Consider the following 20,975-nt stretch of genomic DNA (forward strand, 5'->3'; position numbering starts at 1 on the left):
GTGGGGACGCGGCGAAGATCGGGTTGTCGGCCATTGGTGTCGCTCGATTCCGCTCGGCTGTATGCGAGAAGAATGACCGGTTGCCGAAATCGCCAACTCACCCTACCGACCCTCTGCTGCCGGTCAGAATTTCAAAGCCAAGGTCAGCTACGCAGCGATTGCGGTCGGTCGTAACTGCGCCGTGACCGCGCGGGCACGGCGTCACAGCAGTCATCCAGATGTCGACGCATTCGCGCCTTAGGCGACTGGTGCCAAAGGCACTGCCGCATGAGATAGCAGTGATACTGCCAACGCAGCATCTTCAATGTCCACGGCATCGCGACGTGCTCCGCACGTACAGCGCAGTCCGGCCCAGCCGGGTGACGGCCAAGGTGCCACAGTCCTCCGACGTCCATTTCACTCCCCAGCATCCTTTTGATCTGTGCGATAATTCCATTAGTCCGATATATTTTCGTTATTTTTATAGATAAATCAAAGACTTATTGAAATTTTGGACGAAATGAAGGAAGAGCAATCAGATTTAGCCCAAGTGGTTCGCCTGGCTCTGGCCGAGCAGACGGAAGATGTGCGCCTGTTCGCAGCCCGACTAGTCCGCAAATACCGTGGCACGGCGCCCGATCTGGCCGAGCAGCTTGATCTGTACTTGAGGTCGAAGCCGGCGCGCAGCGTCTCTCCCATGCGCAAACTACCGCCCCCCCGCGCAGCGGCCCAAGCCATGCCGGTCGACGACGAGTCCCGCCTCTCGCTCCTGAAGGAGTTCAAGAACGAGCCGACGAAGGGGGCGCCGCTGCTGTCCGGTGACGTCGAGGAGGTTTTGGCGCAACTCATCGCGGAGCGCCGGCAGAGCGCCCGACTGCTGGCCATGGGGCTGACGCCTACCCGCTCGGCCATCTTTGTCGGGCCGCCAGGGGTCGGCAAGACGCTCACGGCCCGCTGGCTGGCCGCGCAGTTGAAGGTGCCGCTGTACGTGCTCGATCTGACCGCCGTGATGAGCAGCCTGCTGGGGAAGAGTGGCGCCAACCTGCGGGCAGCCATTGACTTCGCCAAGCGCGAGCCTTGCGTGCTGCTGCTGGACGAGATCGACGCCATTGCCAAGCGGCGCAGCGACGACACCGACGTGGGTGAACTCAAGCGCCTTGTCACGGTGATCCTGCAGGAGGTCGACGAATGGCCCGCCAGCAGCGTGCTGCTGGCCGCCACCAACCACCCGGAACTGATCGATCCGGCACTGTGGCGCCGCTTCGACTTGGAGGTCCAGTTCAAGACGCCCGATGAGCAAGCCATCAAGGAGGCCATCAAGCGCTTCCTGGGGCAGGACTACGCACTCTTTGCCCGTTGGATCGACATCCTGGCATTCGCCTTCGCCGGACATTCGTTTAGCGATATCGAGCGCGACGTCCAACGTTTCCGGCGTGCCGTGGCCCTGGGCACGACGACCGACGCCGATCTGGTCGAGGACTTCATGAAGGCTCGCGCTTTGGCTCTCGACAGGCAGGGCCGCATCGACCTAGCGGTGATGCTGACCAAGCAGACCCGCCTCTCCCAGCACGCCGTCTCCGACATCACGGGCGTGAGCCGGGACACGATCCGCAAGTACACCAACGATACGCCTGCGGAACGAAAGACCGCGCTCCGGAGAAAGGCTGACACATGAGCCAAACCAATTTCCTGATCGGTCGTGGCGAGTTGCTGACCCACGACATCGTCGGCCCGAAACGCATGCCCGGCAAGGCCGAGGTCTACACCTTCGCGCAGGCGCGGGAACGGTTGGATCCCCAATTCCGCAGTGCTGCCCAGGCGCTGGACGCACTGCCGGCCGACGCTTGCCCAGGCGATTTCGCGGTTGCACGGTTGATGATGAATCCCAGCTTCATCGCTCGCTCCTACTTCCCGACCGGCTTGTTGCGCAGCACGGGGCTGGAGTCCATTGGCAGCCGCACCGTCAAGGTCAAGCCCCAGGCCTGGACTCGTAAGGGACAGCCGCAGGAGACCACGACGACCGAATTGTTCGTCGCCGGCAAGCGCCAGGCTTTCCGCAACCTCTCACAGTGGACGTCAACTATTGACGCGCAGTCCGACGAGGGCGACGATCTGGCCCACATCGAACAGTTTGCCGCCTTCGCGCCGGCGGAGCGCATCGTGAGTCTGGGTGGCTCGAAGGATCGCTTCTTCGAGGTAGGTCTGCATCTGTTGCCCGGCGAAGATCCTGGCCTGATCCAGAAGGCTTTCGTGAAGTTCGCCCAGCGGGAGGGCGTGAAGGTCCACAGTGAAGTCGATTTCGTTGCAGGCAACCTGTGGTTCGTGCCTGTCGAGGGCAAGCCGCGCGATGTCGAGAGACTGGCCAGCTTCGCCTTCGTCCGGATAATCCGGCCGGTGCCCAAGCTGCGCGGCATCCGCCCGCTACAGCGCAGCGGTGGACCGTCGGTGGGCTGCAGCCTCCCGACTGAGCAGGCTCTGTCGTCCGAGCCTCGCGTCGCCATCCTGGACGGTGGCCTGCCCAACCACCACCCCATCGGTCCTTGGCTGCGCTCGTACCGCAAGCTCGACGAAGACGCCGGCGATGACCCACACGGCCCGGAGCACGGCCTGGGCGTAACATCGGCCGTACTGTTCGGCCCAATCCAGCCCAACGGAACGGCCGGCAGGCCTTTCGCCCCGGTGGACCATTTGCGTGTGCTCGACCACGAATCAGGTGGCGAAGACCCGCTGGAGTTGTATCGCACGCTCGGTCTCATCGAACAGGTTTTGCTGTCGCGTTCCTACGAGTTCATCAACCTGAGCCTGGGACCGGACCTTGAAGTGGAGGATCGGGAGGTCCACGCTTGGACGTCCGTCATCGACGAGTTGCTCAGCGATGGTGACACGCTCATGACTGTGGCCGTGGGCAACAACGGAGAACGCGACCGCGAACTCGGCTACAACCGGGTGCAGGTCCCGTCGGACTGCGTGAATGCGCTCGCAGTCGGCGCGGCCGATGACACCGGCGCGGACTGGGCTCGCGCGCCCTACAGCGCGATCGGGCCGGGTCGCAGCCCCGGCGTCGTCAAGCCGGATCTGATGGCCTTCGGCGGCAACCCGGCATCCAAGTACTTCCACGTCCTGGCTCCGAGCGCGAAACCGGTGCTGACACCACAACTCGGCACCAGTTTCGCGGCGCCATACTTGCTGCGCAGCGCGGTCGGTATCCGGGCGATCCTAGGCGTCAACCTGACGCCTCTCGCCATCAAGGCCCTGCTGGTCCATGCGGCCGATCCCGGTGAGCATGACCCGATCGAAGTGGGCTGGGGCAAGATTCCCGAGGACACGCTCGACATCATCACGTGCCCGGATGGCGTGGCCCGGGTGGTCTACCAAGGGGAGCTCAAGCCCAGCAAATATCTGCGCGCCAGCCTGCCGCTGCCCAAGGAAGGCTTGACGGGCAATGTCCGCCTGAAGGCCACGTTCTGCTATGCGTCGCCTACCGATCCGCAGGATGCCGCGGCCTACACCAAGGCTGGGCTTGAAGTCGTCTTCCGGCCCAACGACGAAAAGATCAAGGATGGCAAAAGCAACGCGGACACGAAGGGCTTCTTCGACTTGAAGAAGTTTGCCACAGAGCAGGAACGCCGCTCGGATCAGGGCAAGTGGGAGACCGTGCTGCACGGGGCCAAGACTTTCCGCGGCTCCAGCCTCAAGAATCCGGTATTCGACATCCACTACAACGCCCGCGACGGCGGCGGCCGGGCCACCGGCCCTGAGAAGATCCGCTACGCGCTGATCCTCTCGGTCGAAGCGCCGAAGCACGCCGATCTCTACAACGACATCCTGCGCACCTATGCCAAGACGCTGGTGCCGATCCAGCCGCAGGTGACTTTGCCGATCCGCATCCGGTGACGGCGGGCGGGACGAAGAAGCAGGACATCGCGGACTGACGGGCAAGGAGGAGATCGATGCCGGAACCGTTGAAGAGCAAAGACAAAAACGGGTTGCCGTTCACTCGGCCGCCGGAGATCGAGGTCTGCCTGGCAAGGCTGGAATCGGTCGATGCCGCGGCACGCCTGCAGGCCTTCGCCATCGCGTCGAGGAAGAGCTGCGGCTATGTGCCGTCGGAAGCGCTGACATATTTCCTGCGTCGCGCCCAAGCTGCGGGAGCGCAGGACGAGTTCAAGCAGATCTTCGGACTGCTCATGAAGCGCGTCGGGCAGTCCCTGTTTGCGACGATCTCGGACTCTCGCATGGCCGGGGCGCAAGATATCCGAGAAGAGATCATGGGCCGATTCGCCGAGCGAATCGCCAAGGACTGCAACGGCCGCTTCGCCATGCTGGATTTCTTTGAAGTGCGGTTCGACCTCGCGTTCGCCCGGTTCCGCAAGACCGTGCTGAGGCAGATCGGTCCCGTTTCGGTACTCACCGAGCCGCTGTCCACGGATGGAGATGAAGGTCCGGACATTTCTCCGGAGGTCGAAGCAGCAGCGGCTGACTTCCTTGGAGGGGATCCCCAAGAAATTGACGACCCGGCTTTCCGGTTCGAGTTGGACGCTGCGATTGATGCATTACCACACGATCAGAGACGGGTCGTGGGCTTGTTACGGCAAGGCTTCCAGATCGACTCGAAGGACCCGAATATCATGACTATCGCCAAGATGCTCAAGTGCGATGAGAGAACCGTGCGCAATCGTCGCGACCGTGCATACAAGACCCTCAGGTCTGCTCTGCAGGAGTATGTATGAGCACGTCAAAGCCGTTCGCCGCGGACGAGGAATCCGTACTGATGGCGTTCTCCATGGAGCCCCGCCATGGACGAGAAACGCTTGAACGCTACATCAGGGAGTACCCGCAGCATGCGACTGCGCTGATCGACTGTTCGATCGATCTTCTTCATGAGCCGCCGGCGGACGATGCTCCCGCGACCGTGGTGTCGGACAGTGCGGTGGACAAAGCCTGGCAGCGGTTCGAGCGGGCTGTCCAGCAGCCCGACGCGGAGGTCGCGAACCCGTTCGCCAAGCTTAATACGAGCAGCTTCAAATCGCTCGCACGCAGCTTGGATGTCAGCAATCTCTTTCTGATGCGCGTGCGCGATCGAGCCATCAGCGCCACCACCATTCCCGCCCGATTCGTCGAGAAGCTTGCTTCGGAGTTAGGCTCCACGGCGCAAGCTGTGGGCGCGTATCTGCAGGGCCCACCGGGCATGGTCTCCGGACATGCCTTTCGATCCAGCATGAAGCCCAGCGTGGGAGAACAGCTCACTTTCGATCAGGCCGTCGCGACTTCACAGCTCACGCCCGAACAGCAGGCGACGCTGAAGGCGTTGTCGGACTAAGCGATGGACGCCACCGAGGCCACGCGCCGGGAAGCAGAACGCATGCACCGGGCGAACGTCGCGGCGGGTGGCGATCCGACTCGACCCCTGGAGTTTGTGCTTCGGGAAGTGACGAGTCGCGGTTTGGACGTGTACGCGCTGCAAGAGGGGGATTCGCAGCTCAAAGGAGGCCGAGCCACTTTTGATAGCCAAGCGGGAAGCATCCTCTATGAGGACCGCGGATCGGAGTTCGAACGCGCCTTTCTCATCGCACACGAGCTCGGCCATGTCGTGCTGGAAGGTAGCACGCTCGATGTGGTGACGTTTGAAGTCGAGCCCGATCGCTCGATGGAGGATGCGCCGGTCGGTGTTGATCGCGTACTTGACTACGGGGCGCGAGAGCGGCGTGAAGTCAAGATGGACCTCTTCGCGCGAGAGTACCTGCTTCCGCGTCCTGTACTGCGCGAGTTCCATGTCAACGAGGGGCTAACCTCCGCGATGATCGCGACGCGCTTTGGTGCGCCGCTTGCCGTCGTGCAGCAACAACTGCTGGATGCGCTGCTGCTACCGGCCGATGAGCAGCATCCCGTTGGTTCCGGCGGGGTTGCGGCGGCGCTCACGCCGGACCCGACTCAGATGGAGGCGGCGGCGCATCGTGGCCTGGCGTTCCAGTTGCAGGCAGGGCCGGGTACCGGCAAGACACGAACGCTCGTTCGCCGCATCGAAGGATTGCTTGCGGACGGCGTCGACCCTGCCACCATCCTGGTGCTCACCTTCTCCAACAAGGCGGCCAATGAACTGAGCGAGAGGATTGCTGCGAGTAATCCTCTCGCGGCGGCAGCGATGTGGATCGGAACATTCCATGCGTTCGGCTTGGACATCGTTCACCGCTTCCACGACCAACTGGCTCTGCCGGCGGCCCCACGCCTGATCGACCGGACCGAGGCTATTGAGTTGCTGGAAGAAGAGTTCCCGCGGCTCGACTTGAAGCACTATCGTAACCTGTGGGACCCAGCCCTTGATCTGAGCGACATGCTGAGCTCGATCTCACGTGCCAAGGATGAGGTCATCGATGCTGCAGGTTATCGCGTGCTCGCCCAGTCCATGGCCGCCCGGGCGGGCACGGACCAGGATGCGAGGGTCCGCGCCCAGAAGTGCCTGGAGGTCGCCATGCTCTTCGAGGCGTACGAACGTCTGCTGACTACTCACCAACTGTTGGATTTCGGCGATCTGGTTGCGCTGCCGGTCCGCCTTGTGGAGGGTAGCGCCGAGGTGAGGGACGCCTTGCGCGCTCGTCACGAGCATGTGCTCGTGGATGAATACCAAGACGTCAACCGCGCCTCGGTCCGGCTTCTGAAAGCTATCGTCGGTGACGGCCGCAACCTGTGGGTCGTCGGTGATGCGCGCCAGTCCATCTACCGCTTCCGCGGCGCATCCGCGACGAACATCGCGCGCTTTGCGGTCGACTTTCCCGGCGCGCAGACCGCCCAGCTGGGCATCAACTACCGCTCCGACGAGCGCATCGTTGATGTTTTCACCGAGTTTGCGCGCGGGATGCAGGCATCCACCAGTACTTTGCCGCTGACCCTGAAGGCCGACCGTGGCACCAGGGGCGAGCAGGTGGAGCTTCGCGTTGCGGAGTCGCCTGACGACGAAATCTCCGCACTCGCAGCGTCGATCACAGCTCTGCACGAGCAAGGCATCGCCTACGGTGGCCAGGCGGTGCTTTGCGCTTCCAACGCGCGCCTGAACGCCATTGCCGTAGGGCTCGAGGCCAGGGGCATTCCCGCGCTGCACCTAGGCAGCCTCTTCGAGAGGCCGGAAATCAAGGATCTCTTGGCCTTGCTGTCGCTCGCAACCGACCCGCGGGCGGCCGCGATGGTGCGGGTGGCAACCATGGCTCGCCACCAAATGCCGCTGCAGGATGTCATGCGAGTCATCGAGCACCTGCGAGCGGCGAATCCAGCTTCCCTGGCATGGTCGGCAATACATGCGGAGGTGGACGGCCTGGCAGATGGCAGTCGAGAGGCGCTTGCTCGCCTGTCCCCACTTTTTGCGGGCGTGAACGCGTCAACGAACCCATGGACGTTGCTTGCTGGATGGACGATCGATGGTCTAGAAATCGCTAAGACGCTTTATCGGACTGGTGATGCGCAGAGTCGCATGAAGGGTCTGGCGATCTGGCAGTTCCTGAACTTCTGCCGCCGGCAGCCAAGAGGGCAGGGGATACCAGTGCTTCGGCTGCTTGATCGCATCCGGCGCTTGGCGCTGCTCTCAGAGGATCGTGGATTGAGCCAGCTGCCCCGGAGCGCCGAGAACATTGACGCAGTGCGCCTGATGACCATCCATGGGAGCAAGGGGCTGGAGTTCGAGGTCGTTCACTTGCCTGGCATGGTGACTTCCGGCTTGCCTCGCAACAATGTGCCGCCACGGTGTCCTCCACCAGATGGTCTGATCCATGGTTCGGAGGGGCTTACCGGCATTGAGGCCGTGAAGGCCGGCCACGATGAGGAAGAAGAGTGCTTGTTTTTCGTGGCGCTCTCGCGGGCGCGCAACAGGCTTCAGTTGTATGCCTACGCGAGACAGGCTGATGGGCGTGCGCGCAGCCCTTCCAGGTTCGTAGCCCCGATCGAGCGACTCCTTGCCCATCCTGCTCACGTGCCGTTGCGGGCCGGTCCGACCTTGACGGGCGTGCCCCTGTCCATCACGTGGCAAGGGCGCCCTCAATGGACTGACATCCAGGTCAACCTCTTCGAGCGTTGCCCGCGCCGCTTTCTGTACACGCACGTGCTGAAGCTCGGTGGTCGGCGAACCGAAACGGCGTTCATGAAGATGCACAACGTCGTGAGCGAGGTGTTCGAGTGGCTGAAGCGCGAGCACGAGACGACGAGTCCCACGATCGACGAGCTGGCGGCGCGCTTCGAAGAAGCTTGGCGCTCCAGGGGGGTGACGGAGCATGGATACGCGGAAGACTACCGGCGCATCGGCAAGCGGCTCGTCGAGTTTCTCATCGAGAGCCGCAGCCGAGGCGTATCCGCGCCGGCGCCTCCGATTTCGTTGCGTTGGGCGGAGGGCGAGATACTGGTCAGCCCCGATGGCGTTGCTCACGTTGACGGTGGATCGGTCACGGTGCGACGCGTCAAGACGGGCAAGCAGCGCTCGAACGCCTTCGATGACATCGAGTACACGGTGCTTCATCTTGCTGCCGTTCAAGCCTACGGCCCGCATGCGCAAGTCGAGGTGACCTACCTGACCAGCGAAACCATCCAGCCGATGAAAATCTCGTCGCGTAAGCTGGAGTCCAGGCGCGAGAAGCTGCAGTCCTTCCTTCAAGCGATGCGGGCCGGACAGTTCCCTGCGAAGCCCGAGGCGCGCAGCTGTCCGCGCTGTCCGAGCTTCTTCCTTTGCGGCGATTTGCCGGGAGGGGCGTGGGAGCAAGAAAAACTTTGACCAGCCTTTCCGGTCTGGGTTTGTCTTGCGATTGACTGAGTAAGGGGCAACAGAAAACCTGCAATCCCGCAGGCGATGGCTCCCCCAGAAAGGTGATCAATATGCAAACCCAAACCCACGGCGGCGATGACTGCTCTGATGTCGAGGATGTCGCGGCCGCAATCCGCGAAGGTCGCAGCCTGCGCCCGGCGGCGTTCTACCGGATTGTCGTCCTGGACGACCAACTCAGCGAGCGCCACGTCGATCTCACCGATCCGGTGCCGACCGCGCGCCAGATCCTCCAGGCCGTCGGCTTCCGCCCGGGCGATGGCTACAGCGTCTATGCGATCCTGACCTCCGGCGAGTTCGAGGACGTGCGTCTTGACGAAACCTACGATCTGCGCGGCCGCGGCGCGGAGCGCTTCGTCATCTTTCAGACCGACCGCGCGTTCAAGTTCACGATCGACGACCGGCACCTGGAGTGGGGCAAGCCCAGCATCAGCGGCCGCGTGCTCAAGGCGCTCGCCGGCGTCCCGCCGGAGACCTACGACGTCTATCTCGAAGTGCGCGGCGGGGGCCAGGACATCCTGATCCGCGACGGCGACCTGATCGACCTGAGCAAGCCGGGCATCGAGCGCTTCATCACGCTGATCCGCGACACCACGGAAGGGCTCCTTGCCCTGCCCGAAGCGGACCAGCGCTATCTGAGCAGCCACGGGGTAGTCTTCGAGATGGTGAGCGACGGTACGCACACGGGTGTCGTCTTCAAGCAGCTGCCGCTACCCGCCGGAAAGTTCAACCACGGCGCAGCCGACGTACTCGTCCTCCTGCCGTCTGGTTATCCCGATGTCGCGCCCGACATGTTCTATTGCGACCCCTGGCTGACGTTGCAAAGCGTGGGGCGCTATCCGACCTGCGCCGACCAGCCCCACGCGTTCCAAGGCCGCAACTGGCAGCGCTGGTCGCGCCACAACACGGCCTGGCGGCCCGGCATCGACGGCCTGCACACCATACTCAAGCGGATCGAGCACGCCCTGGCGGAGGCGAAGTGATGTCGCCGGCTGCTCTGGACATTGTCCTGCTGGAGCCGCACGAGGCGGCCTTGCGCTCGCTTCTGAGAAGGGACGACGGGTCTGAGGCGTCCGCCTATGTGCTGTTCGGCAGGGCAGATATCCCCTCAGACCCGTGGTCCGGTCTGCCCCGCACCAGGCTGATCTCGCACGAGGTCGTCCCCGTCGCGGCCGATGAGATGGTTTCGGCCTCCCCGGTCCACGTCACGTGGTCCACCCGGGGCTTCATGCATGTTCTCGGCGGCGCGAAGGAGCGTAGTCTGGTCGCGGGCTTGGTGCACACGCATCCGAACGCGGCAGCGTTCTTCTCCGACCAGGATGATCGAAACGAGGCGGAGCTTGCGCGAACAACGTTCATCAAGGGCGTTTCCGGCTTGGCCAGCATCGTGCTCGGCCACGAGGGCGCTATTGCGGGCAGGCTCTGGATTGCACCCGGCGAGACGGTCATGGCGTCATCGATCTCGCTAGTAGGCGGCCAGATCAAGGTCGCTCGCGCAGATGACGCGGCTGACGAAGATCAATTCCTGACGCGGCAGGCTGTACTGTTCGGCAGGGGGTTCAATCCAATCGTCCGAGGGCTGCGGATCGGTGTCGTGGGCTGCGGCGGTACGGGAAGTGCTGTAGCGATGCTTCTGGCGCGGTTGGGCGTTGGTTTTCTCGGGCTGGTGGACAACGACATCATCGATGTGACCAACCTCAACCGTGTGCATGGCTCGCGCGCTGCAGACGTGGCCGCTGGCCTCGCCAAGGTAGACATCCTTGCGCGCGAGATTCGCGCGGCGGGCCTTGGCACCCAAGTGGTCACCAAGAAGCAGTGGGTCGGCCATCCTGATCTACGCGACTTGCTACGCTCCTGCGATGTGGTGTTCGGTTGTACCGATGACCATCAGGGACGCCTGACGCTGAATCGGCTGGCGCACTACTACGGCATTCCCTTGATCGATGTTGGTCTGCGCATGCGCGCGGCACGCAGCGGCGCGGACTACGATATGACGGGGCGTGTATCGACGATTCGCCCCGGCAATCCATGCCTCATGTGTCTGGAGGTGGTCGATCCGCGCCGCGCTGCGGCCGAAGGGCTTCGGCGCAGTGACCCGGCCGAGTTCCAGCGGCGCAAGGCAGAAGCCTATGTGGACGGCGGCGGCGACCCTGCACCCGCCGTGGTCACGTTCACCACGGCCATTGCCTGCGCGGCCGTCGATGAACTGATTCAGGGGCTGACCAGTTTCCGCGGCCGCCAGGGCATGACGCACAACAGGATTCGCCGCTTCGACCGGGTGGAGGATCGGGCCATGACCTGCCGGCCGATCTCTTCTTGCCCGGTATGTGCCAGCCAGGCGAGTTGGGGGCGCGGCGATGTCAATCCTTTTCTCGGCGTGATCGGCTGACCATGAAACGACTAATGGCGCGAGTGCTGCGTCGGTTCGGATGGCTGCGCTACGATCTACTCGTTTCCCGGATCCCTCAACATCCAGGCAAGAGTCCGGTGCCGCCTGGCGAGTTGTGGCTGGTCATTGACTGCGGCGTCAAGAAGTGGGCGTGCATGAGCTGCCCTGGAGGTTGCGGAGTGCAGATCTCGCTTTCACTTAACTCCGATCGACGGCCCCGTTGGTCTGTCGAAACAGACTTCTGGGGCCGGCCCACCGTGTCGCCCTCCATCCACCAGCATCGGGCATGCACCTGTCACTTCTGGGTGAAGAATGGCTTGATTGAGTGGTTTAGGTAGGAAGCGCCGGCGCCAAATCAATCTCAGAAACGCGCGTCGTCGCGCGTTTGACCACACATCGGTCGCCCTCCGATGCAGACTGCTTTACTCGGCACGTTTGCGCAGGCGGCAGCAGTGCATGCGTGGTCCCTGTCGCCCACAAGCCTGCCGGAGGTCTGGTCGAATCCCGGGGTAATTCAGTCCTTGTCGAGGCCTTTCTGTGGCGCAGATACCGGCTTGAAGCTATTCGACTCAGCCTCGCCACCTGATCGCGCACTTAGGGGCGCCGTCAATCAGTGAGTGGGCAGGAACTGATGACCGCAACCAGCCTATGGACTAAACCGCTCGCGCGGTAGGGGTGTGCTGAACCGCTCGTGACGAGCATCGAAGTTCGTGGTTTCCATCGGCAGCAGGCTTGCCATGTTGGGAGATGAGGCAATCGGCCTCATTTTCGACAGGAGCAAGCCATGGATACCCCGACTCGTCCCGTCAGCCCCTTGCGCCAGCGCATGCTCGACGACATGCGGATGCGCAAGCTCACCCCCAAGACGCAGAGTGCGTACATCCGCGCGGTGTGCCGGTTCACGCGCTATCTGGGGCGCGCGCCCGATACCGCCACGGTGGAGGACCTGCGCAACTACCAGTTGCACTTGGTCGATAGCGGGACCTCGTCGATGTCGCTCAACGCCGCGATCAGCGGGCTGAAGTTCTTCTTCGATATCACGCTTCAACGCGGCGAGTTGATGGCACGAATGCAGCCGGTCCGGCTGCCGCAGCGCCTGCCGGTGGTGCTCAGCCGCGAGGAGGTCGCGCGCCTGATCGCCGCCTGCAACAATCTCAAGCACCAGACGGCGCTCTCGCTCGCCTACGCGACCGGACTGCGAGCGAGCGAAGTGGTCTCGCTCAAGGTCAGCGACGTCGACAGCGGGCGCATGACCCTGCGGGTCGAGCAAGGCAAAGGCCGCAAGGATCGCTACGCGATGCTCTCACCCCTGCTGCTGGAGCGGTTGCGCGTGTGGTGGCGGGTCGCCCGGGCGCAGGGCAAGATGCTCGATGGCGGCTGGTTGTTCCCGGGCCTCAACCCGATCGAGTCACTTAGCCCGCGTCAGCTCAATCGCGCTGTTCAGGCCGCCGCCCTGGCGGCCGGCATCGACAAGCGGGTGTCGATGCACACGCTTCGCCACTATTCCGTGTGCCGGACTACGCCGCGCCGAGTCAGCTGGGGCCTGGAAAGCAGGCAGCCGTGAGGGTTTCGGCAGCAGAGGATTCTCGATGGCTCGGCATAGTTTGATCTTCTTTCAGGGGCATATCGCCCCGGAGGAAGGAGATCGCAATGGAACAGCTATACAGTAAGCGTCCGCCCACCGCCGTCTTCCCTTCCGCGTAGCGGTCGCTGACGATTGCCCCTCGGGAGGGGGCACCCAAATTTGTGCCCACGATTGCATTCATGGACACAAATTTGGATCACCGCCGCCATCGCGGCCCGCGCGGGCCGTACCGCCGCCACTCGATCGAGTTCAAGCGCACCGTCGTCGAACAGTCGCTGCAACCGGGCGCCTCCGTGTCGCGTCTCGCGCGCCAGCACGACGTCAACGCCAACCAGATCTTCGCGTGGCGCAAGGCCTACCAGGAAGGTCGCCTGGGGGGAGCTGCGTTCGTGCCGATCATCCTCGCCGACACCGACGATGAGGACGCGCCCGAGATGCTCGATACCCCAGCGGCCGCATTCGGTCGGCTGACGATCGAGCGCAAGGGCGCACGGCTGACCGTCGAAGGACGTCCCGACGCCCAGATGCTTGCGCAGGTTCTTGCGGTGCTGTTGCGATGATCGTCCCGCCTGCGGGCACGCGGATCTGGATCGCAGCCGGCATCACCGACATGCGACGCGGCTTCGACGGCCTGGCCGCGCTCGTTCAGACCCAACTCCAAGCCGATCCCTTCAGCGGACAGCTCTTCGTGTTCCGGGGCCGGCGTGGAGACCGGATCAAGGTGCTGTGGTGGGACGGCGACGGGCTGTGCCTGTTCGCCAAGCGGCTCGAGCACGGTAAATTCGTCTGGCCGCAGGTGACTCATGGGACCGTGGCGCTGACGCCGGCCCAGCTGTCGATGCTGCTCGAGGGCATCGACTGGCGGCGTCCGGCCAGAACGGCGCCGAATCGCGCTGCATAGCGGCTTATAGGACCTTTTTAGCGTCATTTGGCGGCGTTTGGCGGCATGCTCCGGTATCATGTCGCCATGTCGAACACCCCTGTTTCCTCTCCTGACGAAGTCATCGCCCTACGGGCGAAGGTGAGCGAACAGGCGGCCGAGATCGAGCATCTGAAGCTGGTGATCGCCAAGCTGCGCCGCATGCAGTTCGGCCGCAGCTCGGAGCAGATGAACGAGATGCTCGGCCAGTTGGAGCTCTCGCTCGAGGAGCTCGAGACCCTGCGTGCCGAGACCCCGGCCGATCCGACGACGCCAGCCGATACGCGCGAGGCGCCCCCGCCCCGCAAACCGCTCCCCGATCATCTGCCCCGCGACATCAAGGAGCACCTGCCTTCGGCGTGCGACTGCCCAGCCTGTGGCGCCTCGCTCAAGAAGCTGGGCGAGACCGTCAGCGAGATGCTCGAGTACGTGCCGGCGAGCTTCCGCGTGATCCGTCATGTGCGCCCGAAGTTCGCCTGCAGCCGCTGCGACACGATCGTGCAGGCGAACGCGCCCGCGCGACCGATCGCCCGGGGGCTGGCCGGCGCCGGGCTGCTGGCCCATGTGCTAGTCGCCAAGTATTGCGATCACCTGCCGCTGTACCGCCAGAGCACCATCTACGCTCGGGAGGGTGTCGAACTCGAGCGCTCCACGCTGGCCGACTGGGTGGGGCAATGCAATGCGCTGCTGCGTCCGCTGGTCGAGGCGCTGCGCAAGCATGTGCTCTCGGCCACCAAGCTGCACGCCGATGACACACCGGTGCCGGTACTCTCGCCGGGCGAAGGCCAGACCCGGACCGGTCGGCTGTGGACCTACGTGCGTGACGACGGCCCTGCAGGCGACGAGACGCCCCCGGCCGTGTGGTTCGCCTACTCGCCCAATCGCCGGGGCGAGCACCCGCAACGCCACCTCGCGCACTTCAAGGGCGTGCTGCAGGCCGACGCCTTTGCCGGATTCGCACCGCTCTATCTGGGCGGCACCATCCAGGAAGCTGCCTGCTGGGCGCATGTGCGGCGCAAGTTCTACGACCTGCACAAGGCGCAGGCCTCGCCCCTGGCGGCCGAGGCGCTCAAGCAGATCGGCATGCTGTACGCGGTGGAAGAGTCTGTTCGCGGCAAACCGCCCGAGCTGCGCCGGGCCGAGCGGCAAGCGCGCGCCGGCCCCGTCTTGGTTGCGTTGCGCGCCTGGCTCGACGTCACCCTCAAGCAACTCTCGCAGAAATCGGCCCTGGCCGAGGCGATACGCTATGCGCTCGCCCGCTGGGACGCGCTCGTGCGCTACAGCACCAACGGGCGCATCGAGATCGACAACAACGCCGCCGAACGGGCGCTGCGTACGGTCGCCCTGGGGAGGAAGAATTACCTCTTCGCGGGCTCCGACGCCGGGGGCGAGCGCGCAGCGGCAATCTACAGCCTGATCGGCACGGCTAAGCTCAACGGCCTCGACCCCGAGGCTTACCTGCGACATGTGATCGGCCGCATCGCCGAGCATCCGGTCAATCGTGTCGATGAGCTGTTGCCGTGGAAGGTCGAACTGAAGGTGCTGGCTCCAGAACAGAAGGCCGCTTGATGAAACATCCCAACACCGACCCGCTAGCAGCGCTCAAGAACGTGGATTGGCTGATCTCGAATGGTGGCGAGATCTCGCTCGGCGCCGTCGGGCCGGTGGAGTGTGCCGCCGTCGCGAGTGACGAGAGTGACTGCCTGGCGATGCTACAGCGCCGCGATGGCGAGTCCCTCTACCAGCTGCTGACTCGCCTCGATGCCGCCATCGCCCGTGCATGGGATGAGGGCGAGTTCACCGATGAGATCAACCCAAACCGCTGAATCACTTGCAAGACGCCGATCGTCGGACGCTTACGCTATACAAGGATGCGCGCACGCTCGAGCGCATGCGGGCAGGTTTGTTGGGTGCATATGTTGATGCCTTTGCCCGGCAATTGATCGACCAGGGGTACGCGAGGCCCTCGATCCGATACTCGCTGCAACTGGTCGCCGATTTCGGTCGATGGCTGATGCAGCGCAGGATCCTGGTATCACGTGTCACGCCAGAGAGCCTGAGCGGCTACCTGCGCGATCGAACCCGACGTGGGCACTTCAGACCGGGAGATGCATCGATTCTGCGGCGTTTGCGGAATCTGCTCGCCGAACAAGGGATCGTGGTGGAGGACCCGCCGATCGCGCCGACGGCGGTCGAGCAACTGGAGACGGAATTCCGGTATTACCTGGAGCGGGAACGCCGACTGGCCCCGGCGACGGTATTCCACTATCTGGAGTTCGCGCGGCGCTTTCTGGCCCAGATGGTCCCGAAAGGTGAAGCGTCGCTCGCGCACGTGCAGGCAGCGGACGTGGTGGACTTTGTCCAGCGGGAAGCCGCCCGGCTTCATCATGCCAAGCGGGCCAAGCTGATGACCACGGCGGTCCGGTCGTTCCTGCAGTACGCGCGTTACCGGGGGCTTATCGAGGCCGACTTGAAACCCAGCGTGCCGGCGGTGGCGAATTGGTCGATGGCCTCGCTGCCACGCGCCCTGTCAGCGGTCGAGCTCCAACGACTTCTCGCCAGTTGCGAGCGGGGGACCGCAGTCGGCCGCCGCAACTGGGCGATCCTGTTGTTACTCGCCCGCTTGGGACTGCGTGCCGGTGAAGTCACTGCGCTGACGCTCGACGATATCGATTGGGCGGCGGCCGAACTCTGCATTCAAGGCGCAGGCGTATCTGCAAACCGTCTGCCGCTTCCCCACGAGGTCGGTGCGGCGCTGGCCGACTATCTGCGTGACGGGCGTCCCGCCTGCACCTCGCGCCGGGTGTTTGTTCGCATGCGCGCGCCCACTCGTGGCTTCAAGAGTTCATCGGCCGTTTCCACCGTCGTGCGGCGTGCGCTCGCGCGCGCCGGACTGGATCCTGCCCACCATGGGGCCCACCTGTTGCGGCACACGGTAGCCACCCAGATGTTGCGCCAGGGCGCCTCGTTGGCTGAGATCGGTGAGTTGTTGCGTCATCGCAGCCCGCAGACGACGATGATCTACGCGAAGGTCGACCTGGACCTGTTGCGCCCGTTGGCCTTGCCGTGGCCAGGGGGTGTGTCATGACCCCGCTCGGACAAGCGATTCAAGACTATCTCGCCTTGCGCCGCAGGCTGGGGTTCAAACTCCGGGATGCCGGGCTTTGCCTAGTGAAGTTCGCGGCATTCATGGAAGCCCGCGACGCCCCACACATCACGACCGCGCTGGCACTGGAGTGGATTCGCCAAAGTCCATCGGTGACGCCTGCGACCTGGGCGCAGCGGCTGGGCTACGTCCGTGGCTTCGCCCGCCATCATGCGGCGAGTGACCTGCAGACTGAGGTGCCCCCGGCGGGTCTGCTGCCGTTTCGCCCACGCAGGGCGCGACCCTACCTCTACTCCGATGAGGACATCGCACAACTGCTTCGCAGCGCGCTCGATCTACCGCCTGCCGGCGGCTTGCGCCCGTGGACGTATCACACACTGCTCGGCTTGCTCAGCGTCGCCGGCCTGCGAGTTGGCGAGGCGATCCGCCTCATGGACGCGGACGTCGATCTGCAGGAAGGGCTGCTGACGATTCGCGGCACCAAGTTCGGCAAGTCGCGCCTCGTCCCGATCCATTCGTCAACGCTGGAGGTCCTGCAACAGTACCGCGCCCACCGCGAACCCTTTCTCGCAGGCCATGCAGCCTCGGCATTCTTCATCACCGGTCGCGGTCATCATCTCGACATCGGTGATGTGCATCGAACGTTCTATCGCCTGTCGCGCCAAGTCGGACTGCGCGGCGCGACCGCCAGCCACGGTCCGCGCCTGCACGACTTTCGGCACCGCTTCGCGGTCCAGACGCTGTTGCGCTGGTACCGCTCGGGCGAGGATGTCGAGCGACGGTTGCCGGTGCTGTCGACCTATTTGGGCCATGCCCATGTCGCCGACACCTACTGGTATCTGAGCGCCTGTCCGGAGCTGATGGGACTGGCGGTCGGGCGTCTTGAACGACGCTGGGGAGAACTGCCATGAGTGCGACGCCCAGTTTCCCTGCGTTGTTGCAGCGCTTCTTTACCGACCGGCTGATGCAGCAGCGTCGGGCAAGCCCGCATACGATCGGCTCCTATCGGGATACCTTTCGTCTGCTGCTGCGCTTTGCCCAGATGCGACTCGGCAGGCAGCCCTCGCAGTTGGCGTTCGAGCAGATCGATGCGCCACTGATCGCCGCTTTCCTCGACGAGCTCCAGGACAAACGCGGGATCACGGCCCGCAGCCGCAACCTACGCCTCACCGCGATTCGCTCGTTCTTCCGCTATGCCGCTTTCGAGGCGCCGACCCATGCGGAGCAGATTCAGCGGGTGCTCGCGATTCCCAGCCAGCGTTTCACGCGTACCCAGGTCGGGTTCCTGACCCGACCGGAAGTCGACGCGCTGCTGGCCGCGCCCGATCGGCAGACGTGGTCCGGACGCCGGGACCACGCGCTGCTCCTGCTCGCAGTTCAAGCCGGACTACGCCTGTCCGAGCTGACCGCGATGCGGCGAGATACGGTGATCCTGGGATCCGGTGCCCACGTCCTGGTCATGGGGAAGGGCCGCAAGGAACGCGCCACACCGCTGACCCGACAGACCGCTGCCGTCCTCAATGCCTGGTTGAAGGAGATTCCCGCCAACCCCGACGCGACAATATTTCCGAGTGCCCGTGGCACTCGCCTGAGCGCGGATGGCGTGCAGTATCTGCTCGCCAAACACGTCGCGGTGGCGGCCCGGAGCTGCCCGTCCCTGGCCCAAAAGCGGGTCACACCGCACGTGCTTCGCCACACCACCGCGATGGAGTTGCTTCAGGCGGGTGTCGATCGTGCGGTAATCGCGCTGTGGCTGGGCCACGAGTCCGTGGAGACGACGCAGATCTATCTGGACGCGAACCTCGCCATCAAGGAGCAAGCCTTGGCCCGGACTACACCACCCGACAGCACCCCTGGGAGATTTCGACCGGATGACCAACTGCTCGCCTTCCTCACAGAACTCTGAGACTTGAAGCACAGGACTATGCCGAGTTTGCCGACGCGCCTCGGCCAGTCCGATGCGCGCGGTTGATTCGGCGCGGCGTAGTCCGGCACACGGAATAGTGGCGAAGCGTGTGCATCGACACCCGCTTGTCGATGCCGGCCGCCAGGGCGGCGGCCTGAACAGCGCGATTGAGTTGGCGCGGGCTCAGCGACTCGATTGGGTTGAGGCCCGGGAACAGCCAGCCGCCGTCGAGCATCTTGCCCTGCGCCCGAGCGACCCGCCACCACACACGCAACCGCTCCAGCAGCAAGGGCGAGAGCATCGCGTAGCGATCCTTGCGGCCTTTGCCTTGCTCGACCCGCAGGGTCATGCGCCCGCTGTCGACGTCGCTGACCTTGAGCGAGACCACTTCGCTCGCTCGCAGTCCGGTCGCGTAGGCGAGCGAGAGCGCCGTCTGGTGCTTGAGATTGTTGCAGGCGGCAATCAGTCGCGCGACCTCCTCGCGGCTGAGCACCACCGGCAGGCGCTGCGGCAGCCGGACCGGCTGCATTCGTGCCATCAATTCGCCGCGCTGGAGCGTGATGTCGAAGAAGAACTTCAGCCCGCTGATCGCGGCGTTGAGCGACATCGGCGAGGTGCCGGTATCGACCAGGTGCAACTGGTAGTTGCGCAGGTCCTCCACCGTGGCGGTATCGGGCGCGCGCCCCAGATAGTGCGTGAACCGGCACACCGCGCGGATGTACGCACTCTGCGTCTTGGGGGTGAGCTTGCGCATCCGCATGTCGTCGAGCATGCGCTGGCGCAAGGGGCTGACGGGACGAGTTGGGGTATCCATGGCTTGCTCCTGTCGAAGACGAGGCCGATTGCCTCATCTCCCAACATGGCAAGCCTGCTGCCGATGGAAACCACGAACTTCGATGCTCGTCACGAGCGGTTCAGCACACCCCTACCGCGCGAGCGGTTTAGTCCTCTGGCCGTTATGAACAGCTATCCATAACGGTCATGGTAAGGCCAACGCTCGTCGTTCCGGCAGCTGACCGCACAAAGGTGGCGCCGCCATGCATTCGCGCGATCGCAGCTACGATCGCCAAGCCGAGCCCGTGGTTATGGTCGCGATGTTCGCGGGCCCCATCAACCCGATAAAAGCGGTCGAATAGACGAGGCAAATGCTCCGGGGGGATGACAGGGCCCGTGTTGCTGACAGACAGGCAAATGCGGCCATCTGCGTCCTGCTTGATATCGACCTCGATCACCGATCCGCGCTCTGCAAAACGGGTCGCATTGGCGAGCAGGTTCGAGAGCGCACGCCTAACCAACCCAGCATCGACTGTGCCCATGCCGTCACCGCGTAAGCGCGCAGTCACGCCGGCCTCCTGCATTGACGCTTCGTGGAATTCGATGACCTCGGACACCAGTTCGGCCAGGCTATCCACACGGTGGCGACGGGCGCGCTCCCCGCGATCGGCCCGGGACAAGAACAACATGTCATTGACCAGCCCCGCTAAAAGTTGAAGATCCTCGAGGTTCGATCCGAGCACATCGCGCAGTTCGGCGACATCGCGCTGACGACTCAGAGCTAGCTCGGTCTCACCAATCAAGGTCGCCAGCGGTGTGCGCAGCTCGTGAGCGACATCGGCGTTGAACCCTTCCAGTTGTTGATATGCGCGGTTCAATCGAACCAGGAGCGCGTTGAATTGTGTGACCAACGGCTGAAGCTCCTGTGCCTGGGCGGAGCCGTCAAGCGGCTGTCCAACGCTTTCCGGGCTTAGGGCCGCTGCTTGTCGAGCCAGGTCGCGAACAGGCAAGAGCGCTCTACGAACGAGCCATGCGCCGCCCACTGAGATGGCCGCCGCTCCACCAAGGGCGCTCGCGAGTAGCGTCCAGGCCAACTGCTCCAAAAGCAGCGCGTCGGCGCTGCTGTCGAGCATCAATTCGGCGCGCAGCATGGTTGTGGGCGACCATGGCACGGAGATTTCGAACTCATCCCGCCGCAGGATTGCGCCGGGGCTTGAACGCGCCGGAGTTGCGTACAGAAGAGCGTCAGATCCCTGGATCAGCCGTAACTCGAGGTTGGCATGGCCCACAAAGAAGTCGTCGAGCTTGTGACGCAGGCTCGGCAACGCGTCCCGCGTTGCAATCTCGCCGACGAGATGGCGCACTATGTCCCGCTTGTGCCGCAGTTCGTCCGTCTGCTTGTTGGAGAGATTTAGACTCGCGCCCACGTAAACGATCGAGCAGACCAAGCCGAGCCCCAGCGAGGCCAGCACGGCGAGCCACCACGATAACCAGCGGCTAAGCGAACGCGGATTGCGCAT

At 64.0% G+C, this 20,975-nt stretch carries 17 protein-coding genes and 1 pseudogene; 16 read left to right on the plus strand and 2 right to left on the minus strand.

Features of this window, described 5'->3' with window-relative positions:
- The first annotated feature begins 499 nt into the window (after window positions 1–499).
- The 16 genes and pseudogenes from PO78_RS03190 (at window position 500) to PO78_RS03260 (ending at window position 18,681) form a co-directional block, all read left to right on the plus strand.
- Window positions 500–1,654: an AAA family ATPase gene (locus PO78_RS03190; protein ID WP_082047680.1), complete on the plus strand. Its 1,155-nt coding sequence runs from the start codon at window positions 500–502 to the stop codon at window positions 1,652–1,654.
- On the plus strand, window positions 1,651–3,873 hold the full coding sequence (locus tag PO78_RS03195; RefSeq protein WP_043741968.1) for a S8 family peptidase: 2,223 nt from the start codon (window positions 1,651–1,653) through the stop codon (window positions 3,871–3,873). The genes PO78_RS03190 and PO78_RS03195 overlap by 4 nt, the downstream gene beginning before the upstream one ends.
- A gap of 56 nt (window positions 3,874–3,929) precedes the next feature.
- Window positions 3,930–4,709, plus strand: coding sequence for an RNA polymerase sigma factor (locus PO78_RS03200; protein ID WP_043741970.1), 780 nt, complete (start codon window positions 3,930–3,932; stop codon window positions 4,707–4,709).
- Window positions 4,706–5,299 (plus strand): hypothetical protein, encoded by a 594-nt coding sequence (locus PO78_RS03205; protein WP_043741971.1) that lies wholly within the window; start codon window positions 4,706–4,708, stop codon window positions 5,297–5,299. The genes PO78_RS03200 and PO78_RS03205 overlap by 4 nt, the downstream gene beginning before the upstream one ends.
- A 3-nt stretch (window positions 5,300–5,302) precedes the next feature.
- Window positions 5,303–8,728, plus strand: a complete 3,426-nt coding sequence (locus tag PO78_RS03210; RefSeq protein WP_043741973.1) for a UvrD-helicase domain-containing protein — start codon at window positions 5,303–5,305, stop codon at window positions 8,726–8,728.
- A 101-nt stretch (window positions 8,729–8,829) separates the two neighbouring features.
- Window positions 8,830–9,759, plus strand: coding sequence for a multiubiquitin domain-containing protein (locus PO78_RS03215; protein WP_043741975.1), 930 nt, complete (start codon window positions 8,830–8,832; stop codon window positions 9,757–9,759).
- Window positions 9,759–11,165 carry a ThiF family adenylyltransferase gene (locus PO78_RS03220; protein WP_043741977.1) on the plus strand — a complete coding sequence of 469 codons (1,407 nt, stop codon included), beginning with the start codon at window positions 9,759–9,761 and terminating at the stop codon, window positions 11,163–11,165. Before PO78_RS03215 ends, PO78_RS03220 begins: the two co-directional genes overlap by 1 nt.
- A 155-nt stretch (window positions 11,166–11,320) precedes the next feature.
- Entirely contained in the window at window positions 11,321–11,503 is a 183-nt protein-coding gene (locus PO78_RS23610; RefSeq protein WP_435751676.1) for a DUF6527 family protein, read from the plus strand.
- 488 nt (window positions 11,504–11,991) lie between these two features.
- Window positions 11,992–12,729, plus strand: a complete 738-nt coding sequence (locus tag PO78_RS03225; protein WP_231570600.1) for a tyrosine-type recombinase/integrase — start codon at window positions 11,992–11,994, stop codon at window positions 12,727–12,729.
- Between the two features lie 293 nt (window positions 12,730–13,022).
- A pseudogene (locus PO78_RS03230) lies at window positions 13,023–13,310 on the plus strand (transposase); the annotation flags it as partial.
- Window positions 13,307–13,651, plus strand: coding sequence for an IS66 family insertion sequence element accessory protein TnpB (gene tnpB, locus PO78_RS03235; RefSeq protein WP_043741980.1), 345 nt, complete (start codon window positions 13,307–13,309; stop codon window positions 13,649–13,651). The pseudogene PO78_RS03230 and the gene tnpB, both read left to right, overlap by 4 nt.
- A 66-nt stretch (window positions 13,652–13,717) precedes the next feature.
- Window positions 13,718–15,238 carry an IS66 family transposase gene (gene tnpC / locus PO78_RS03240; RefSeq protein ID WP_043742151.1) on the plus strand — a complete coding sequence of 507 codons (1,521 nt, stop codon included), beginning with the start codon at window positions 13,718–13,720 and terminating at the stop codon, window positions 15,236–15,238.
- Complete coding sequence (locus tag PO78_RS03245) at window positions 15,238–15,495, plus strand: hypothetical protein (RefSeq protein WP_043741982.1); 258 nt, start codon at window positions 15,238–15,240, stop codon at window positions 15,493–15,495. The genes tnpC and PO78_RS03245 overlap by 1 nt, the downstream gene beginning before the upstream one ends.
- Before the next feature lie 5 nt (window positions 15,496–15,500).
- Window positions 15,501–16,757: a site-specific integrase gene (locus tag PO78_RS03250; protein WP_231570601.1), complete on the plus strand. Its 1,257-nt coding sequence runs from the start codon at window positions 15,501–15,503 to the stop codon at window positions 16,755–16,757.
- Window positions 16,754–17,686: a tyrosine-type recombinase/integrase gene (locus tag PO78_RS03255; protein ID WP_043741986.1), complete on the plus strand. Its 933-nt coding sequence runs from the start codon at window positions 16,754–16,756 to the stop codon at window positions 17,684–17,686. Before PO78_RS03250 ends, PO78_RS03255 begins: the two co-directional genes overlap by 4 nt.
- On the plus strand, window positions 17,683–18,681 hold the full coding sequence (locus PO78_RS03260) for a site-specific integrase (RefSeq protein ID WP_012584413.1): 999 nt from the start codon (window positions 17,683–17,685) through the stop codon (window positions 18,679–18,681). Before PO78_RS03255 ends, PO78_RS03260 begins: the two co-directional genes overlap by 4 nt.
- 16 nt (window positions 18,682–18,697) lie before the next feature.
- Here PO78_RS03260 and PO78_RS03265 read toward each other — a convergent pair whose 3' ends face one another.
- Both PO78_RS03265 and PO78_RS03270 read right to left on the minus strand, forming a co-directional pair.
- Entirely contained in the window at window positions 18,698–19,453 is a 756-nt protein-coding gene (locus PO78_RS03265) for a tyrosine-type recombinase/integrase (RefSeq protein ID WP_231570602.1), read from the minus strand.
- A gap of 184 nt (window positions 19,454–19,637) precedes the next feature.
- Complete coding sequence (locus PO78_RS03270; protein ID WP_004299256.1) at window positions 19,638–20,975, minus strand: heavy metal sensor histidine kinase; 1,338 nt, start codon at window positions 20,973–20,975, stop codon at window positions 19,638–19,640.

The sequence above is a fragment of the Thauera sp. SWB20 genome (genome assembly GCF_000831325.1).
Lineage (GTDB): Bacteria > Pseudomonadota > Gammaproteobacteria > Burkholderiales > Rhodocyclaceae > Thauera > Thauera aminoaromatica.